The organism is Streptomyces sp. NPDC059957, from assembly GCF_042730015.1.
Classification (GTDB): domain Bacteria; phylum Actinomycetota; class Actinomycetes; order Streptomycetales; family Streptomycetaceae; genus Streptomyces.
In genome coordinates this window covers 1-17514 of record NZ_JBHWMB010000057.1, presented here as the reverse complement: position 1 = coordinate 17514, position 17514 = coordinate 1, and the positions used below count along the sequence as shown (strand labels likewise).

Sequence of the window (17514 nt, the reverse complement as noted above, 5' to 3'; positions counted from 1 at the left end):
CCTGCAGGGGTTCCGATTACCACGCTCTCACCGAGGCGGCCGCGGACGACGACCGCCGCCCCGCGGCGCTGCGGGTGTGCGTCTCCGGCGGCGCGGCGCTCCCGGTCGCCCTGCTGGAGCGCTTCGAGACGGCCTTCGACACCGAGATCCTGGAGGGCTACGGGCTCACCGAGACCTCCCCGGCCGCCACCTTCAACCAGCGCACCACCGGCCGCCGCCCCGGGACCGTCGGCCACCCCGTGTGGGGCGTCGAGGCCGCGATCGCCGACCCCGATCGGGAGCAGCACACAGCGCTCCTGCCGGACGGTGAGGTCGGCGAGGTGGTCATCCGCGGGCACAACGTCTTCGCCGGCTACCTCGACGACCCCGAGGCGAGCGCCGCGGCCCTGGTCGACGGCTGGTTCCGCACCGGCGACCTGGGCGTGCGCGACGAGGACGGCTTCCTCGGCATCGTCGACCGCAAGAAAGACCTCGTCATCCGGGGCGGCTACAACGTCTACCCCCGCGAGGTCGAGGAGGTGCTCGCCCGCCACCCCGCCGTCGCCGAGGTCGCCGTCATCGGACTGCCCGATCCGGCCCGGGGCGAGGAGATCTGCGCCGTGGTGGTGCTGCGCCACGAAGTCACCGAGGACGAGCTCGTCGCCTGGAGCCGGGAGCGCCTGGGCCAGCACAAGTACCCGCGGATCGTACGCTTCCTCCCCGAGCTGCCCCTGGGCCCCAGCGGCAAGGTGCTCAAGCGCGAGCTGCGAGAAGCCCGCGCATGAGTGCGCGCCGCGAGCGGCTCGGGGACACGCCGCACGCACGGCCCCCGTCGCCGGACCGGGAGCCGCGATTGACGGCACGCTCGGGGTGGTGTGACGATGCGCCGATGTCGGACCTGCACGCCCGGATGGCCGCACGCGTCGGTGACCTCACCGCCGTCGTGGTCGCGCGCTGCGCGGCGGAGGCGCCGTTCTACGGGGCGCTGCCCCGCGCCACCCTCGAGGGCGAGGTCGCGCGGTCCATCACGGCGGTGCACGCGCTGCTGCTCAGGGCCCTGCGTGACGGGGGCGCGGGTCCGATGGGTCCGGGCGACCTGACCCGGCTCATCGAGTGGTCGGCGCGCCGGGCCGAGGAGCGCGTCCCCCTCGAAGCGGTGATCACCGCGTACCTGATCGGCGCCGAGGTGTGGTGGCAGACGCTGACCGAGGTCGCGGAGCCCGGCGAGCTGGCCGGAGCGGGCGGCCGGCTCCTCGCCTGCCTGCACGCCGCGCTGCCCGCGGTCGTCCTCGCCCACCAGAACGCCCAGGAGGACCTCCACAGCGAGGACAAGCGGGTACGCCGGGCCCTGCTCGGCGCCCTGCTGGCGGGACGGCCGTACGAGGAGCTGGCCGACGTGGCACGGGTGTCCGTGGTGGGCGAGCACGAGGTGGTCGCCTTCGCGTTCGAGTCCGACCCGCCGACGAGACTGGTGCAGTCCTCGCTCGACGCCTTCACCGGGATCCCCGTGCTGATGGACCACGTGTCCTGGATCGCCCTGCTGCCGGGCAGCGCCGACGTGCCCGGCCTGGTGGCCCGGCTGGAGAAGGACGTCGGGCAGAGCGTGCGGGCCGCCGCTGCCCGCTCCTCCGTCCCGGCCGCCGTTCCGGCAGCGGCGCAGGAGGCCGGCCGCGTACTGGACCTCGTACGGCGCCTGGGACGCCCGCCCGGGTGCTACCGCCTCGACGACGTGCTGCTGGAGCATCAGATCGCGCGCCCCGGGGACGGCCTCGTACGGCTGGCGGCCAAGCTCGACCCCTTGGAGGAGCATCCCTTCCTGCTCGAGACGCTGCGCGTGTTCGTCGAGAGAGGGCTCAACCGCCGCCGGACGGCGTCGGATCTGTGCGTGCACCGCAACACCCTTGACTACCGGCTGCAGCGAGTGAGCACGCTGACCGGCCTCGACCTCGCGGTTCCCGCACAGGCCCGGCTGCTCCAGGCGGCGCTCGTCGCCAGGGACCTGGCCGGGCCCGCGGATCAACGTGGCATCGCCGGATGACACCGGTCAGCGGTCACAGCCAGGCACGGAGTTCCTCGTGCCGGGGCGCGAGGACCGGGCCGGAGCCGGGGTGGTCGAAGACCATGACGGGCCGGTCCGCGTTCCAGCCCGGCCAGCCCGGGTGCCCCGTGGCGGCGAAGGAGACCCAGGCGCGGTGCATGGCGTCCGCCAGTGGCTGGGGGGCGTCCGGCCCGGTCAGGTCCTCGGCGGCGCGCAGGTTGTCGAAGACGAAGCCGAGTTCCAGCGCGTGGCACGCGCCGAGCCCCATCACGGGCGAGCGCCAGGCGAACTCGTAGAGGAAGGTGCGGTCGGGCCGGGAGTCGGCCAGGCGGTTGAGGGGCCCCCGCAGCAGCAGGTCGGTGGCCATCTCCCCGAGGAGCTCACCGGGTTTGGCGTGCGGTCGGGTGGCTCCGTACAGCCGCGCCAACCGCTGCGGGATACGGAACTTGAACAGGGCGAGCCGCAGGGTGAGCCGGTTGACGCGGTCCACCGTGCCGCCGGGTACGAACCACAGCCGGTACTCCTCCCGGTTGCAGCCCAGCAGAAGGTCGGCCCGGGGAAGGGGCGGGTCGGCGGGCACGAGGTCGTCGTCGGTCACGATGTGGAACCCGGGACCGCCGCCGATGGGGTCGGACCGGTTGACCACGGCGGCCTGCGTGTCCAGCAGCAGGTCCCGGTCCACGCCCGCGAACGCCTCGGCGGTGGCCGGGATCCGCAGTCTCCTCGCCATCGCCCGCACGGCCTTCGCGCCCTCGCGGCGCGACACCGTGTGCGGGGGGCCGCTCTGCAGGATCGCCCGGCGGAACAGCCCGGCCGCGGCGGGGCTGGTCATGAGGGCCGCGACGCTGATCGCCCCGGCGGACTCCCCGCACACGGTGACGTTCGACGGATCCCCACCGAAGGAGGCGATGTTGTCGCGGACCCAGAGCAGGGCAGCGACCTGGTCGAGGAGGCCCCGGTTGGCGGGGGCGTCGGGGAAGACCCCGAACCCCTCGACGCCGAGGCGGTAGTTGACGGAGACGAGGACCACCCCGTCGCGCGCGAAGGCGCGCCCGTCGTAGAGCGGCAGGCTCGCCGAGCCGTTGCGCAGGGAACCACCGTGGATCCAGACCATGACGGGCAGCCGGCCCTCGCCGACGGACGGCGTCCAGACGTTGAGGTTGAGACAGTCGTCCCCGGCGATGCAGGGGTCGGGTATCAGCCGGTCGAGGGGCGGACGGTAGGGGCGTTTGGGGGCGGTGGGCCCGTACTCCAGCGCGTCTCGCACCCCTTCCCAGGGTTCGACCGGGGCGGGAGCGCGGAAGCGGTGGGGGCCGAAGGGCGGAGCTGCGTACGGGATGCCGAGGAAGGTGGCGATCCCGTTGTGGAAACGGCCCCGGACCTTGCCCTGCGCGGTGGTCGCGATGAGATCCATCGCAGTCCTTTCGTGTGAGGAGGGCCGCCCGCCCCCGGCCGTACGGCGTCGGGGACGGGCGGCGACGTGTGGATCGGGTCGGCCACCGGTCAGGGCGGAAGAAGTCTTCGGGGACGGGTCACTGGGCGACGAGGCCGTTGCGGCGGACGTCGGACCAGGTGCCGCTGTCGGTACAGATCCCGCAGCCGGCCCCGAAGAACTGGGCACGCGCGGCCTGATCTCCCATCAAGTGCGCCTTGAACCAGGCGGTGGTGGGCGCGGCGAACGGGCCGGGGTCGCCCACGACCGTGAAGTGGTCGGCGCCGCGGAGTTCCCCGTAGACGGCCGGGATGTGGTCGGCTGCGTCGTAGAAGGCCTTGACCAGGAAGGGGAAGACGATGCTGTCCTTCTGTCCGGCCAGGAGGAGTGCGGGTACGCGCACGTCGTTGATGTTGGCGAGCGGCCCGGGCTGGACGGGCAGGACGGTGTCGATGCGCGGGTCCGCGCCGACGACGATGGCGGCGGCTCCGCCCTGCGAGTGACCGGACGCGCCGATGTGCTCCAGATCGACGCGGTCGTGGAAGGCACTGCCGGGGTCGGCGTTCCGGTGGGTGAGCAGGTCGATGCCGGCGCGCATGGAGACGCCGAGGTTCGACTGGGGGGTGTTGGCGGCCGCGACGATGAAGCCCTGACCGGCCCAGTGCAGCAGCAGGTCGCGGTAGACGACCGGGAAGGCGAAGGTGCCGTTTCCCCACACGATCACGGGGTGGCGGCGGTCGCTGGTCGCGATGTCCCGCGGGTAGTAGAGGGTGGTCACGACCCCGACTTCCACCGCGGTGGCGTAGGGGCCGGGAGCGCCGTGGTCGGCCGCGACCGCTGCGGAAGCGGAACCGGTGGGCGCCGCTGCCGCACCCGCGCCGGCGGAGGCCGTCAGCACGAGCACGAGCGAGGCCAGAGGTACGAGCAGTTTTCTCCAGAGCACGGTCGACTCCCCATGTCGTCACGGTGAACCGGATGTCACATCCGGCTCACACCTTGTTTGATCGCACATCCTGAAGCACGGTTCGAAGCCCGTCTCTGCGCAATCGCGGCAAGCAACGGGGCCGGAGTTCGTGCAACCTGCCGAGAGGCAAGGGTGTGCAGGGGGTGCCATGCTCGGGTCCGCCGCTGCTTCCTGAGCACTACCGGAGCAGCTCCCACAGTTGCTGGACGCACAGCACCACGAACAGCAGACCGGCGGCCCCCAGCATCGCGTTGCTCAGCAGGCCGTTGCGCCACTGGGCCGGTGTGCGCGAGGAGTTGAGCAGCCACAGCAGCGTCAGGGCGAGGAAGGGCATGAAGAGTGCGCCGATCACTCCGTACACGACGATGAGACCGAAGGGCTGGTCCAGGAAGAGCAGGCTGATGGGCGGGAAGGTGAGCCAGAGCAGATAGACCCGGAAGGGCAGGGACCTCGCCGGGTTCGTCCCGGCCGGGACGAGGGACGGCCGGAACTTCGCGGCGAAGTCGGCGAACATCAGGCTCACTCCGTGCCACACGCCGATCAGGGAGGTGAAGGACGTGGCGAAGAACCCGACCAGGAAGAGCTTGGCGGTCGCCCTTCCGTAGTGCTCCTCCAGGACGGCACTCAGATCGAGCAGCCCCTTGTCGCCCTTGGCCAGGGCCACGCCGGACGAGTGCAGCAGCTCGGCCCCGACGATGAGCATGGCCACCACGAAGATCCCGGTGGTGAGGTAGGCGACGCGGTTGTCGAGCCGCATCACCTTCATCCAGCTCGTGTTCGTCCAGCCCTTCGCGTTCACCCAGTAGCCGTACGCGGCGAGGGTGATCGTGCCGCCCACGCCGCCGATCAGCCCGAGCGTGTAGACCAGCGAACCGTCCGGCAGTACGGGCGCGAGGCCGGCGAAGGCCGCGTCGAGCCGGGGCGTGACGCGGATCGCGAGATACACGGTGACCAGGAACATCACGCCGACCAGGACGGTCATGACCTTCTCGAAGACGGCGTACCGGTTGAACCAGACGAAGACCAGCCCGACCAGACCGCACAGCACGGCCCAGAGCTTCAGGTCCATGGTGCCCGGGAAGAGCGCGGCCAGCGGGAGCGCGCTGGAGGACATCGCGGCGGCGCCGTAGACGAAGCCCCAGACGACGACGTAGCCCGCGAAGTAGACGGTGGTCCAGGAGCCGAGGCTGTGCCAGCCGTCGAAGAGGGTGCGGCCGGTCGCGAGGTGCCAGCGGCCGGCCGCCTCGGCGAGCGAGATCTTGACGAGGCAGCCGATGACCGCGGCCCACAGCAGGGTGTAGCCGAACTTGCTGCCCGCGAGGAGCGTGGCAACGAGGTCGCCGGCCCCGACACCGGTCGCCGCCACGACGATTCCGGGGCCGATGGATCGCCAACTCGCTTTGCGCGGAGCGTGGTTCTCGCTCCCCAAGGTGTCCGTCTGCGTGGTGTCCGCCATCTGTGGCTGCCTTCCCGTTCGCCCCCTGAATGACGTGAGTCACCAAAACGCTTCGGCGGCGGTCGCGCAAGAGGCCCTCCGCTGGTCGCCCTGGTCCGAGCCGGCGCCCGCTCGCTTCGCACGCGGACACCTTGTGGAACGCCCCGAGATCACTGCTGCCGTGTGACGGGGACGGCCCACCTATCCTGCGGATGCCGCCCTGGCAGCTGATGCGCGCCCTCGACGCGGTGGTCAGCGAACTCCCGGACCAGTTCGTCACCTGCTGCTACCTGGTCGTCGACGCGGACGCCGCGGAACTGACCGTCTGCTCGGCCGGGCACCTCCCCTTGCTCCTCGCTGCGCCCTCCAACGCGGTGAACCACAGCTGCGGCCCGGTCAGGCTGCGAGTGCGCCAGGCGGGGCGCGAACTCAGCGTCGAAGTGTGCGACGGAAGCCCTGTACTCCCGCAGGCACGGTTCGCCTCGCACGACGCCGAATCCGGACGGGGACTGCTCTTGGTCGACTCCCTCGCCGAGGCCTGGGGCACCCTGCCCACGGCCGAGGGCAAAGCCGTCTGGTTCTCCCTTCCCCTGCCCGCATCAGCGAGAGCGAAGGAGAAGCCTTACCCGCACATCGATTCTGGACCTTGAAGCACCTGTGCGTGAGTTCGTTGCGTCACCACTCGGATGGAACCGAACGTACGAGTCAAAGGTGATGGCCACTCGTTCGGCCGATCACGGCCCTTTCGCCCTGCCAGACTCCGGGGCGGAACGCGCTGGTGGGGATCGGGCGAGGCGGGGTGGGCGTGAAAGAGCACGGTACGGCTGGTCGTGCCGCTCCGGACGGGGCAGGGCCGGGCGTGACGGACCGCGGAGTCCCGCGCGCACGTGCGGTGACGGAGGGCCCGCGGCATGTGGCCTGTGTGATGGACGGCAACGGGCGCTGGGCGCAACGGCGTTCGCTTCCCCGTACGGCGGGTCACCGGGCGGCGGAGGCCGCAGTCATCGACGTCATCGAGGCGGCCCGGGCCGCGGGCGTGGAGTGGCTCAGCCTGTACGCGTTCTCCACGGAGAACTGGAACCGCCCCGGCACCGAGGTCGAATTCCTGATGCGTCTGGTGCGGCGGGTCGTGCGCAAGCACGCGCCGCTCTTGCTCGCGCGCGGTATCCGCTGCCGTTTCCTCGGGGTCAGCGACCCGAGGATCCCCCGTGCACTGGCCCAGGACTTCGAGGACGTGGCGGTACTGACCGCCGAGAACCGGGGGATGACGCTGACCGTCGCCTTCGACCACGGGGGGCGCCGCGACATCGTCGAGGCCGCGAGGTCGCTGATCCTCAGCGGGACGCCTGCGGATGAGGTGACCGAGCGGCTCTTCGCGGACCACCTGCCCTTCCCCGACACCCCCGATGTGGATCTGGTCGTCCGTACCTCCGGTGAGCAGCGCATCTCCAACTTCATGCTCTGGCAGGTCGCCTACGCCGAGTGGGTCTTCCCCGAGGTGCTGTGGCCGGACTTCCGGGCCCCCGACTTCCTGGCCTGCCTGCACACCTACCGGCACCGCGACCGCCGCTTCGGCGGCGTGCCCGCCCGGACGAACGGAGACCCATCATGACCACCGAAACCACGGGAACGGCCGACGGGGCACCGCTGTTCGGGCCGAATTCGCAGTTCGGCGCCTTCTTCGACGACCCGCGCTGGGCCTTGGCCATCATCCGAGCCACCGTCCTGGAGGCCGCTCACCCGCAGATCGGCGCCGCCCTCGCGGACAACTCCACCTTCGTCACCCACCCCTGGCGCCGACTGCGCAACACCTTCCTCAGCATGCGGCGCATGTTCGGCGCCGACCCGGCGGAACGCGAACGGGAGGCCGCCCGGCTCAACCGGCTGCACGCCCGCATGAGCGGATCCGACTCCCGCGGCCGCGCCTACGACGCGATGGACCGCGCGACCCGCGCCTGGGTGGTCGCCACCCTCTTCGAGAGCGCCGTCACCATGTGCCGGCTGAGCGGCCAGCCGCTCGACCAGGACACGATGGAGCGGATGTACGCCGAGTACCGTGCGTACCTCGCCGCGCTCGACGGCGACGCCGGGGAACTCCCCGAGGACCTGAACGACTTCTGGCGGTACTTCGACCGGGTCGTCGAGAACGAGCTGGAGAACACCGAGGCGGCCCGCGTCATCCTCTACCGGCTCTTCGACCACCTTCCCGCTCCCGCGCTGCTCGACGGCGCGCCGACGCTGTGGGCGGCCGGCCGTGCCGTGGTCGGTCCGCTCCTGGGCGCGATCACCGTCGCCTCGCTCCCCGAGTCCTACCGGCGCCGGGCCGGGCTGCCCGAGATGCCGGGCGCCGCGACCCTCATGCAGGGCGCCTATCTCGCTGCCGGGCTCACCCGATTCCTGCCCGAGGGCTGGATCAACGCCGAGAGCATCATCGAAGCCCTCTCGCTCTCGCCCGACAGCGACGACCCCCGCGCCCGCACCGCAACCGCCCTGCGCGCCCGCATGAAGCGGGCATCGGCCCTGCTCCGCCTCCTCACACCGCTCAGCGGCGACGCCGACTTCGAACCGGCACCCTCGGGGGGAACGGACAAGAACCGACGCTCGGCGGAGGAGTTCTTCCACCGGGTGCTGGACCAGACGGGCGACGGCCACCTCGACTGGCCCGACCTCGCTGCCATGGCACGCGAACTCTCCACCCGACTCGACCTGGACGAACCCGAGGAGACCCGGCTCTACGATGCCTTCGCCGCCTGGTGGCGCGAACTCCAGGCCGCCCTCGACACGGACGGCGACGGCCGCGTCAGCGCCGAGGAGTACGCCACCGCCGTCCCTTCCCTCGCCGGACCCGCACTCATCCGCGTTGCCGAGGTCCTTTTCGACGCCACCGACAAGGACGGCAACGGGAGCATCGACGCGGACGAGTACCGGACCCTCTTCCGTACCGCCTTCCACCGAGACCTCACCACCGCTGACGGCGCATACGGCAAGAGCGACTTCGTCGGCGACTTCGTCGCCTTCATGGCCGGCCGCCGAGCAGGTACGCCGTACGACCCCCTCCTCGCCGACGCCTGACGAGTACGGTTGCGCACCGCCGAGGTCAGGCCAGTGCGGCTCCGCCGTCGAGGGTGAGTACCGTGCCGGTCGCGTAGCCGTTGTCCAGGAGGTAGAGGTAGGCCGCCGCGGCCTCCTCGGGGCTGCCGACGCGCTGGACGGGAAGTCCGCTGCCCTGCGCGTGGAGGAAGGCCTCCGGGTCGGGCACGGTGCTGTCCCAGAGCTCGGTGCGGATCGCGCCGAGGCGGACCGCGTTGACCCGCAGTGGGGCGAGCTCCAGGGCCAGGGCTCGCGTCAGGCCCTCGACGGCCGCTGTGACGCTCGCGCCGAGCGAGGCTCCGGGGGCGGGCCGGGTGGCGAAGGAGCCGGAGGTGAAGGTGATCGAACCGCCGGGACGGAGCCTGGGCGTCGCGTACTTCGCGGCGAGCACGGCACCCCAGAAGCGCCGCTCGAAGAACGCTCGCGATTCCCCGGCGGTGAGGTCGGCGAGCTGCTTCAGCAGCAGGGACTCGCCCGCCGTGTAGACGAGGTGGTCGAACTCGCCGATCCGCTCGAAGAAGGCGGCGAGCGCGTCGTCGTCGGCGACGTCCAGCACGATGCCTTCGGCCGGGCCTCCGAGCTTCTTCGCCGCCAGGTCGACCCGGTCCCGGCTGCTGGAGGCGACGACCACGTTCGCGCCCTGAGTCGCTGCGGCCTGCGCTACGGCGAATCCGATGCCGGAGGTGCCACCTATGACGACGACGCGCTGGGTTTCTGCTGTGTTGTTCATGGAGAGGACGCTACGTGTCACGACGGAGACAGTGGATGGCCTCAAGTCTTGATTCCCTGTCTGATCGTCTCGATCCCGGCCCGCTAGGGTGAGCGCATGGACATACTCAGTGACACGCTTGCTGCCCTGCGCACCGGGCGTCCGTCTGTTGTCCGCACCGACGCGCAGGCGCCGTGGGGGGTGCGCTTCCAGCCCATCGCGGGAGCCGGATTTCACGTCGTCGTCGAAGGACGCTGCTTTCTCGTGCCGGTCGGCGGCGATCCGATAGCCCTGGGCCCCGGCGACGTCGTGTTCCTGCGGCGCGGCACCGATCACGCCATCTGCGACGCGGTCACCAGCGAGCTGGTCCCTTTCGAACCCGACCGCGTCGACACCTCCTCGCCGATCGGGCGTTTCGCCGTCGAGGGCGACGGCGCTCGCACCGTGCTGGTGTGCGGGGCCTACCACCTCGACATCGACCGGCCGCATCCGCTGCTCGGCGACCTCCCGGTGGTCATCCACCTCCCGGCGAGCCCCGGTCGCCATCCGGCGCTGCGCTCGGCGGTCGACCAGCTCTGCGCCGAGATCCACCAGCCCCAGCCGGGTTCGGACTCGGTGGTCACGGCGCTCGTCGATCTGCTGCTCCTCTACATCCTGCGCTCCTGGTACGCGGAGTTGCCCAGGGAGCAGACACAGGGCTGGGCCTCCGCGCTAAACGACCCGTTGATCGCCCCGGCGCTGAAAGCGATCCACGACGACCCGGCGCATCCGTGGACCGTCGAATCGCTGGGGAGCCGGGCCGGGCTGTCGCGCGCCGCGTTCGCCCGGCGGTTCACCACGGTGGTCGGAGAGCCGCCGCTCGGCTACCTGACAACGTGGCGGATGGCCGTCGCGGCGCGGATGCTGCGCGAGACGGCCGACCCGCTGACCGCCGTGGCCGAGAAGGCCGGCTACACCTCGGAATTCGCGTTCGCCAAGGCATTCAAGCGACACTTCGGCGCCCCGCCCGGGGCATATCGGCGGTCCAGGGCGAGCTACTGACCTACTTGGCGCCGAGACCGGCGTCGGAGACCTCGGGCCTGCCCGCCGCCTTGAGCACCTTGTTCAGAAGCCGCAGGTCGTAGATGCCGTTCAGGTCGGGCTGCTCGATGAGCCGGGCCTTGACCGCGTGGGCGGCCTGCTCCTTCAGCGTCGCAGCCAGCGGGTCGTCGGTGACCGTGAAGCTGGGCCACGCCGGGTTGATGACCTCCGGGTCGAGAGGCTTACCGGTGTCCGCCGCGAGCTTGGCATTCGCGGAGGCCCTCGCCGCGTCCTGGTGGGAGCGGATCCACCTGTTCGTCTTCACCGTGCCGCGCAGAACGGCCTCGACCACGTCGGGGTGTTCCCTGAGGAACTTCTGCGACACGACGATGTTCGTGATCACGAACTTGTTCTCCGGCCAGAGGAAGCCCTCGTCGAGAAGGACCTCGCCGCCCTCGGAGACGAGCTTGGAGGCGGTGGGCTCGGGGACCCAGGCGCCGTCGATCGAGCCCTGCTTGAAGGCTACGGGGGTGACCTTGTTGTCGGTGCGGACGACGGAGACGTCGCCCTTGCCGGACTCCGGATCGACCTTCCACCCCTTCTCGGAGATCCAGTTGAGGAACGCGACGTCCTGCGTGTTCCCCTTCTGCGGGGTGGCGATCTTCTTGCCCTTGAGGTCGTCCAGGGTCTTGATCTTCGCCGGGTTCACGACGAGCTTGACGCCGCCGGAGGCGGAGCCGGAGATGATCCGCAGGTTGGAGCCCTTGGACTTCACGTAGGCGTTGATCGAGGGGGAGGGCCCGATGAAGCCGATGTCGAGAGAGCCGCCGTTGAGGGCTTCGATCTCGGAGGGGCCGGCGTTGAAGGACTGCGGCTTGATGGCGGTGGCGCCGAGTTCCTTGGCGATCAGGCCTTCCTGGAGACCGACCAGCGCGGTGGCGTGGGTCAGGTTCGGGAAGTAGCCGATGCGGACCTCGGAGGCCGACAGCTTCCTGCCGGCATCGGCGGCGAGGTTGGTTCCACCGTCCTCCTTCTTCGCCTCGACACGGGAGCCGCAGGCCGTGAGCAGCAGAGGAAGAGCCGCTGTCACGGCAATGGCTCGCAGGGCGATGTGCGGTCTGGCGGCAGACACGGAGGTGTCCCTTCACGGGGTGGGCGTCAGGAAGACAGGGAGACAGGCGACGCGACGTCGTCGACACGCACGGCACACGCACCCGCTCCCGGCCGCCGGTGGTGGAACGCCGTAGCAGGCCGAGAGAGGGAAACGTGCCGAGGATGTGCCGCGGAGTCGGCGTCGCCCCGCCGTACATCGCAGGTCGCGTGCGAAGGCGGCGCGGGGCGGTGAGGTCCGCCGAGGGGCTGCCCGGTCGATGGGGAGCGGGAAGGCACAGCGCACAGCGGTTCACTGCGCGTGGAGCAAGGCCCTACGGGTGACGTCAGGCAGGCTGACAGATGGCGCTGGACGTCCGGACCAGGTCGATGTACCGACGGGCCGTAAGAGCAGGCAGCAGAGGGCGCGCCTGGTGCGGTGTTCGCACGGCCACCTCGCAACTCCCTGGATTCCACATCTGGTTGACAGGAATCTTGACAGGCGGGAGTCCACCGCCCAAGGGGTTGCCCACATGATGGACGAGCACGTGCTGCGACGGGGCAACCGCCTCGTGCAGTGACCCGGCGCCGCCGGCCGGGGTCCGGGCCGCCTTCGCGGAGATTTCCCGGACCCGCGGGCAGCCTTCGTCACTCGAACGCGGCGGCCGCCTCCCGCAGCGCGCGGGCCACGAGCGCGGGTTCGTAGGGCGCCTGTTGGCCGGGGGTGTAGGTCACCGAGCGCAGGCCGCCGGTGTAGCGGAAGCTGCGGTGGCGTTCGTAGACCGGCCAGGAGACCGGGGACTTGCGGTCCACGCCCACGCTGATGCCCTGCAGCGGGGCCATGCCGATGAGTTGGTGCACGCTGGCCGACCGGCCGGTCTCCACACCGTCGAGCAGGATGCGGAACTCCCAGCGCAGGCCCTCCACCGCCTCGGCCGAGAGCGTGATCGTCCGGCGGCCCGCGGGCAGCGGGCCGGCGTCGGTTTCGTGCAGTTCTCCGTATTCGTTGTAGGCGAACCGCAGCCGCCCGTCCTCCACGTACAGGCTGTACCCGCCGCCCTGGTCGCCGTGCGAGACCAGCACACCTTGGTCCGGGGCGGCGTGTTCGTCGAGTTCGACGGTGATGTCGAAGGAGCGGAAGGAGATGAGCCGGGAAGAGCGGTAGCGCTCCAGCTCGGGCGTGCCCGGCAGCAGGGTGAGGGGCCGGTGGAAGCGTTCCTCGGCGGGGTTGCGACGGGCGAGTGCGCCGCTGCCGTCGGCGAGGGGGAAGACACCGTTGCGCCAGGCCGCCGACTCCCAGGCCGCTGCCAGCTCCTTCACCACCTCCGGGCGGTCCCGGGCGACGTCCAGGGTTTCGGTCGGGTCGCTGCGCAGGTCGTACAGCGCCCATTCGCCGTCGTCGTACGGTGTCCCGGGCCGGTGGAGGGTGACCAGCTTCCAGCCGTCGCGGTAGTAGCTGCGGTTGCCCGACATCTCGCAGTACTGCTCGGTGTGGGCGCTGGGGGCCCGCCCGTCGTGCAAGACGGGGGCGAAGCTGACGCCGTCCGGTTCCTGGACGGGCCGCGAGTGCCGCAGCTCCGGGCGCCGTACGCCCGTGAGTTCAAGGAGGGTGGGGGTGATGTCGGTGACGTACTGGTACTGCTGCCGGACCCCGGAATCACCGTCGGACCGGCGCAGGCCCTCGGGCCAGGAGATGACGAACGGCACCCGCACGCCGCCCGCGTAGGTCTGGCCCTTGTAGAGCCGGAAGGGGGTGTTGGAGGCCATGCCCCAGCCGCGCGGGTAGTGCACGAGGCTCTGCGGGCCACCGATGAGCTCGGTGTCCCGGTCCACGTCCTCGTTCCAGTCGTCGGGGACGGGCTGGTGGACGAAGCGGCTGAAGTAGCTGCGCGTGCCCTCGGCGCCGCCTTCTCCGGTTCCGCCGTTGTCGGAGGTGAAGACGATGATGGTGTTGTCGAGTTCGCCGAGGGCGCGCAGGGTTTCGGTGAGTCGGCCGAGGTTCTGGTCGATGTTGTCGACCATCGCCGCGTACACCTCCATGTAGCGCGCGTAGCGCCGTTGTTGATCAGGCGTCAGCTCGTCCCAGGGGCCTACGTCGAAGCCGGCCTCGGAGTTGCGGTCCGGCAGGGCGGTCCCCTCCGGGAAGAGGCCGTCGGCGATCTGGCGGGCGAAGCGGGTCCGGCGAAGGGCGTCCCAGCCGCCGTCGTAGCGCCCGCGCTGACGTGCGATGTCCGCGGGCTTGGCCTGGAGGGGGCCGTGGACGGCGTTGTGCGCGACATAGAGGAAGAACGGCTTGTCGGGGTCGTGTGCGCGGAGCGACTTCACCATCGAGATGGCCTGGTCGGTGATGTCGTCGGTGTAGTAGTAGCCGTCGGGCAGCTCGTCGATGTCCAGCGGGCTGTTGTCGCGGACCAGTTGGTGCGGGTGGAAGAGGCTGGTCAGGCCCTCCAGTACGCCGTAGTACTGGTCGAAGCCCTTCTGCAGGGGCCAGTTGCGCCGGTCGTCGGCGGCGTTGGAGGCCGAGTCGCGGGTCAGGTGCCACTTGCCGACGGCGTAGGTGGCGTAGCCCGCGTCGTGCAGGAGCTCTGCCAGGGTGGGGATGTCCTCGCCGACCTCCATGCCGTAGCCGGGGAAACCGGGGTCGAAGTTGGCGACCGTCGAGTACCCGACGCGGTGCGGGTTGAGACCCGTGAGCAGTGCGGCGCGGGCGGGGGAGCACAGCGGCATGGTGTGGTAGTTGGCCAGGCGGAGGCCGCCTTCGGCCAGTTCGTCGAGTACGGGGGTGGGGACCTCCGAGCCGAAGGGGCCGATGTCGCTGTAGCCCATGTCGTCGACGAGGACCACGACGACGTTCGGGGCGCGGCCGCCCGCGGGCCGGCGCGGCGGCGGCCAGGACGGCGCGGACTCGGCGAAGGTACGGCCCACCCGTCCGGCGAACCCTTCGTAGGGATCACGGCGGTTCGGGGTGGCGGGGGGCGTGGGGGTGGTCGGGCTGGTCACGGGGTGGAGCTCCTTCGAGGCGGAGGGCGGAGAGCGGGGGACGAGGGACGGCAGCGACCAGGGTGCGGACGCAGGGGGTGCGGGACGGGTGCAGACCTCGTCGGCGGGACCGGTCTCGGCCGCCCCGTCCGCGGCGCGTCACTGCGATGTGCGGAGGGCATCCGGGGCCGGCCGGCTCAGGCGCACGAGCGGGTGGGCAGGAGCGTGCATGGCAGGCGGAGCGGCTTCGCAGCGGTCCGGTCAGGAGTGCCGAGCGCGGGACGAGGCTTGGCAGCCGCGTCACACCGGGAGGCCCCGTCTGCCGGGACCGTGCCGGGGGCTGCGTCCGGGGCTTTGTCCCGGCTCAGGCTGACATCGAAATCAGCGAGGACAGCCCGGCGACGGCACGGCACAGATCGCACTGGCATGTCGGCAAAGGTCGACATGCCTGCGGGAAAAGAGCCGCACGGTCGGGGTCATGGGCGCAGATTGTCAGACACCCGATGGCTGGTCAAACGCCACTGTTCGTAGCGGATCGCCGCACATCCCGTGCACCAACACCACATCCGGATCGACCGGTCTGGCAGGAGGACGACCGCCCCGGCCGATCCCCCGTGCCCTGGGCCGGGCCCCAGGAGCACGTGCCATGCTGCCGCCACGCTGTGGCAACAACAGGAGGCGAGAATCGGCCCGGGGCCAGGGGGGCCGCACCCCCGCACCCCGCCCTTCCATCCCTGGAGCATTCCGTGACGCTACTGACGACCTGGCCGGAGAGCGGCCCCGGGACCGTTGTCCGCCGTACCTCTGAACCCGCCGAGATCGCCGCCGCACTGGCACCCCTCGGGGTCCGCTACGAGCAGTGGCCGGTACGCGACGACGTTCCGGTGGACGCCGACGGCGAAGCCGTCCTCACCGCCTACCGGGCCGAGATAGACCGGCTGACCCTGGAGGAGGGCTTCGCCACCGTCGACGTGGTCGCCCTGCACCCCGGCGACGACCCCGGATTCGCCGAGAAGGCGAAGGCCGCGCGGGAGAAGTTCCTCGAGGAACACACGCACGATGACGACGACGAGGTGCGCTTCTTCGTCGCGGGTTCCGGCATCTTCTACCTGCACGTGGACGGTGAGGTCCACGCCGTGCTGTGCGAGCGCGGCGACCTCCTCGGCGTACCGAGGGGCACCACGCACTGGTTCGACATGGGCACCCGGCCGGCCTTCACCGCGATCCGCTTCTTCCACGAGGAGGACGGCTGGATCGGCACCTTCACCGGCAGCGGGATCGCACGGCGCTTCCCCGACTTCGACACGATCACGGCTCAGGACGCGGCGTGAGTCGGGGAGCGGACGCCGTCGTCCTGGACATCGAGGGGACCACGAGCGCCACCGGGTTCGTCGTCGAGGTCCTCTATCCGTACGCCCGCGAGCGGTTCGGCGCGCTGATCACCGAGCGGTCCGAGGAGCCGGAGGTGGCCCGCGCCCTCTCCCAGGTGCGGGCGGAGCTGGGCGAGCCGGAGGCGGGCCCGGCACGGATCGAGCAGGCGCTGAACGCCTGGCTCGACGAGGACCGGAAGCTGACGCCGCTGAAGGCGCTTCAAGGTGTGCTGTGGGCCGAAGGGTTCGCGCGCGGTGAGCTCGTCTCGCACTTCTACGCGGACGTGGTGCCCGCGCTGAGACGCTGGCACGCGGCGGGCGCACGGCTCTACGTGTACTCGTCCGGATCGGTCACGGCGCAGCGGGCATGGTTCGGGCACAGCCCCGAGGGCGATCTGCGGGGCCTCGTGAGCGGCTGGTACGACACACAGAACGCGGGTCCCAAGCAAGAGGCCGCGTCCTACCGCACGATCGCGGCGGACACCGGGATCCACCCGGACCGGCTGCTGTTCCTCTCCGACCGGCCGGGCGAACTGGACGCCGCCCGGGCGGCGGGATGGCGGGCCGTGGGCGTGCGGCGGCCCGGGGAGCCGTACTACGAGCAGGGCCTGCGGGGCCATGCGGAGGCCCGGACCTTCGAAGACATCGACGCGGTGGGGAGCGGGGCGTGACGACGGTGACAGACCTGGAGCAGGCCGGGGCGGTACTGGCCGCGGAGGCGGCACGCTTCGCCTCCTTCGGCTGGATGCGCGGCACCTCCGGCAACCTCTCGGTGCTCCTCTCCCGCGACCCGTTCCGGCTGGCCGTCACGGCGAGCGGTCACGACAAGGGGGAACTCGCTGCCGAAGACGTGGTGTTGGTGGACGAACGGGGCGCCGCGGTGCGAGGCGGCAAACCGTCCGCCGAAGCGGAGCTGCACGCGCGCGTGGCCCGGCTGACGGGTGCGAACGCGGTCGTACACGTGCACACGGTCGCCTCCGTCCTCATGGGGCGCAAGCAGCCGGGCGGCATCGTGCTGAAGGACCTGGAGATGCTCAAGGGCGTCGGCCATCCGGCGGAGGGGGAGGAGATCACCCTGCCCGTGATCGCCAACAGCCAGGACATGCGGGTGCTCGGAGACCGGCTGGAGGCCGCCCGCGATCCGCGGATGCCGGCCGTGGTCGTGGCGGGACACGGGTTGTACGCGTGGGGCGATTCGCCCCGCCAGGCCCGCCACCACACCGAGATCGTGGAATGGCTCCTGGAACTGGAGCTGGCGACGGGCTGATACGTCACACCACCCGATACGCCGCGTCGCCCGCCGCGCCGAGGGCGCTCCCCGTCCGGGGAGCGCCCTAGGGCCTGTCGTCAAACTCCCGCCTGCCTCGCGACGCCTGGCACGCGCTCTCGCCGCACCGGGCGAAAGCCTG

The 17514-nt window shown here is 71.1% G+C and carries 16 protein-coding genes and 1 pseudogene; 9 read left to right on the top strand and 8 right to left on the bottom strand.

The features are described from left to right. Positions 1–23 precede the first annotated feature (23 nt). Both ACFWBW_RS30370 and ACFWBW_RS30365 read left to right on the top strand, forming a co-directional pair. Positions 24–764 (top strand): annotated as a pseudogene (locus tag ACFWBW_RS30370) (AMP-binding protein); the annotation flags it as partial. Positions 765–868: 104 nt separating this feature from the next. Then, positions 869–2017, top strand: a complete 1149-nt coding sequence (locus tag ACFWBW_RS30365) for a PucR family transcriptional regulator (RefSeq protein ID WP_385379108.1) — start codon at positions 869–871, stop codon at positions 2015–2017. A 13-nt stretch (positions 2018–2030) separates the two neighbouring features. Here ACFWBW_RS30365 and ACFWBW_RS30360 read toward each other — a convergent pair whose 3' ends face one another. The 3 genes from ACFWBW_RS30360 to ACFWBW_RS30350 all read right to left on the bottom strand — a co-directional run bounded on the left by ACFWBW_RS30360 (position 2031) and on the right by ACFWBW_RS30350 (position 5869). Next, positions 2031–3431: a carboxylesterase/lipase family protein gene (locus ACFWBW_RS30360; protein ID WP_385379105.1), complete on the bottom strand. Its 1401-nt coding sequence runs from the start codon at positions 3429–3431 to the stop codon at positions 2031–2033. Positions 3432–3549: 118 nt separating this feature from the next. After that, positions 3550–4392 carry an alpha/beta hydrolase family protein gene (locus tag ACFWBW_RS30355; protein ID WP_385379102.1) on the bottom strand — a complete coding sequence of 281 codons (843 nt, stop codon included), beginning with the start codon at positions 4390–4392 and terminating at the stop codon, positions 3550–3552. Positions 4393–4591: 199 nt separating this feature from the next. Beyond that, positions 4592–5869, bottom strand: a complete 1278-nt coding sequence (locus ACFWBW_RS30350; RefSeq protein ID WP_385379099.1) for an Nramp family divalent metal transporter — start codon at positions 5867–5869, stop codon at positions 4592–4594. Positions 5870–6060: 191 nt separating this feature from the next. On the opposite strand from ACFWBW_RS30350, the gene ACFWBW_RS30345 reads away from it, so the two are divergent. From ACFWBW_RS30345 to ACFWBW_RS30335, 3 genes are all read left to right on the top strand, one after another. After that, positions 6061–6498: a SpoIIE family protein phosphatase gene (locus ACFWBW_RS30345; protein ID WP_385379097.1), complete on the top strand. Its 438-nt coding sequence runs from the start codon at positions 6061–6063 to the stop codon at positions 6496–6498. Positions 6499–6773: 275 nt separating this feature from the next. Then, on the top strand, positions 6774–7460 hold the full coding sequence (gene uppS / locus ACFWBW_RS30340; RefSeq protein ID WP_382739587.1) for a polyprenyl diphosphate synthase: 687 nt from the start codon (positions 6774–6776) through the stop codon (positions 7458–7460). Then, positions 7457–8920 carry an oxygenase MpaB family protein gene (locus ACFWBW_RS30335; protein ID WP_385379093.1) on the top strand — a complete coding sequence of 488 codons (1464 nt, stop codon included), beginning with the start codon at positions 7457–7459 and terminating at the stop codon, positions 8918–8920. The genes uppS and ACFWBW_RS30335 overlap by 4 nt, the downstream gene beginning before the upstream one ends. Positions 8921–8945: 25 nt before the next feature. Here the strand turns inward: ACFWBW_RS30335 and ACFWBW_RS30330 are convergent, their stop codons facing one another. Beyond that, complete coding sequence (locus ACFWBW_RS30330; RefSeq protein WP_385379090.1) at positions 8946–9668, bottom strand: SDR family oxidoreductase; 723 nt, start codon at positions 9666–9668, stop codon at positions 8946–8948. Positions 9669–9764: 96 nt separating this feature from the next. On the opposite strand from ACFWBW_RS30330, the gene ACFWBW_RS30325 reads away from it, so the two are divergent. Further along, entirely contained in the window at positions 9765–10688 is a 924-nt protein-coding gene (locus tag ACFWBW_RS30325) for an AraC family transcriptional regulator (protein WP_385379087.1), read from the top strand. A gap of 1 nt (position 10689) precedes the next feature. Here the strand turns inward: ACFWBW_RS30325 and ACFWBW_RS30320 are convergent, their stop codons facing one another. From ACFWBW_RS30320 to ACFWBW_RS30305, 4 genes are all read right to left on the bottom strand, one after another. Next, entirely contained in the window at positions 10690–11799 is a 1110-nt protein-coding gene (locus ACFWBW_RS30320; protein WP_385379085.1) for an aliphatic sulfonate ABC transporter substrate-binding protein, read from the bottom strand. A gap of 304 nt (positions 11800–12103) precedes the next feature. Beyond that, positions 12104–12235 (bottom strand): putative leader peptide, encoded by a 132-nt coding sequence (locus tag ACFWBW_RS30315; protein WP_385379082.1) that lies wholly within the window; start codon positions 12233–12235, stop codon positions 12104–12106. 169 nt (positions 12236–12404) lie between these two features. Next, the gene (locus ACFWBW_RS30310) at positions 12405–14756 is read right to left on the bottom strand and encodes an arylsulfatase (RefSeq protein WP_385379079.1); all 2352 of its coding nucleotides are present in this window, start codon (positions 14754–14756) and stop codon (positions 12405–12407) included. Positions 14757–15116: 360 nt separating this feature from the next. Further along, positions 15117–15215, bottom strand: coding sequence for a putative leader peptide (locus ACFWBW_RS30305; protein WP_385379076.1), 99 nt, complete (start codon positions 15213–15215; stop codon positions 15117–15119). A 266-nt stretch (positions 15216–15481) separates the two neighbouring features. Here ACFWBW_RS30305 and ACFWBW_RS30300 point away from each other — a divergent pair, with 266 nt between their 5' ends. The 3 genes from ACFWBW_RS30300 to mtnB are packed head-to-tail and all read left to right on the top strand — an operon-like array spanning position 15482 to position 17372. Beyond that, positions 15482–16066, top strand: coding sequence for an acireductone dioxygenase (locus ACFWBW_RS30300; protein WP_385379073.1), 585 nt, complete (start codon positions 15482–15484; stop codon positions 16064–16066). Continuing rightward, entirely contained in the window at positions 16063–16776 is a 714-nt protein-coding gene (mtnC, locus tag ACFWBW_RS30295; protein ID WP_385379070.1) for an acireductone synthase, read from the top strand. The genes ACFWBW_RS30300 and mtnC overlap by 4 nt, the downstream gene beginning before the upstream one ends. Further along, the gene (gene mtnB / locus ACFWBW_RS30290) at positions 16773–17372 is read left to right on the top strand and encodes a methylthioribulose 1-phosphate dehydratase (RefSeq protein ID WP_385379067.1); all 600 of its coding nucleotides are present in this window, start codon (positions 16773–16775) and stop codon (positions 17370–17372) included. The genes mtnC and mtnB overlap by 4 nt, the downstream gene beginning before the upstream one ends. Positions 17373–17514 lie beyond the last annotated feature (142 nt).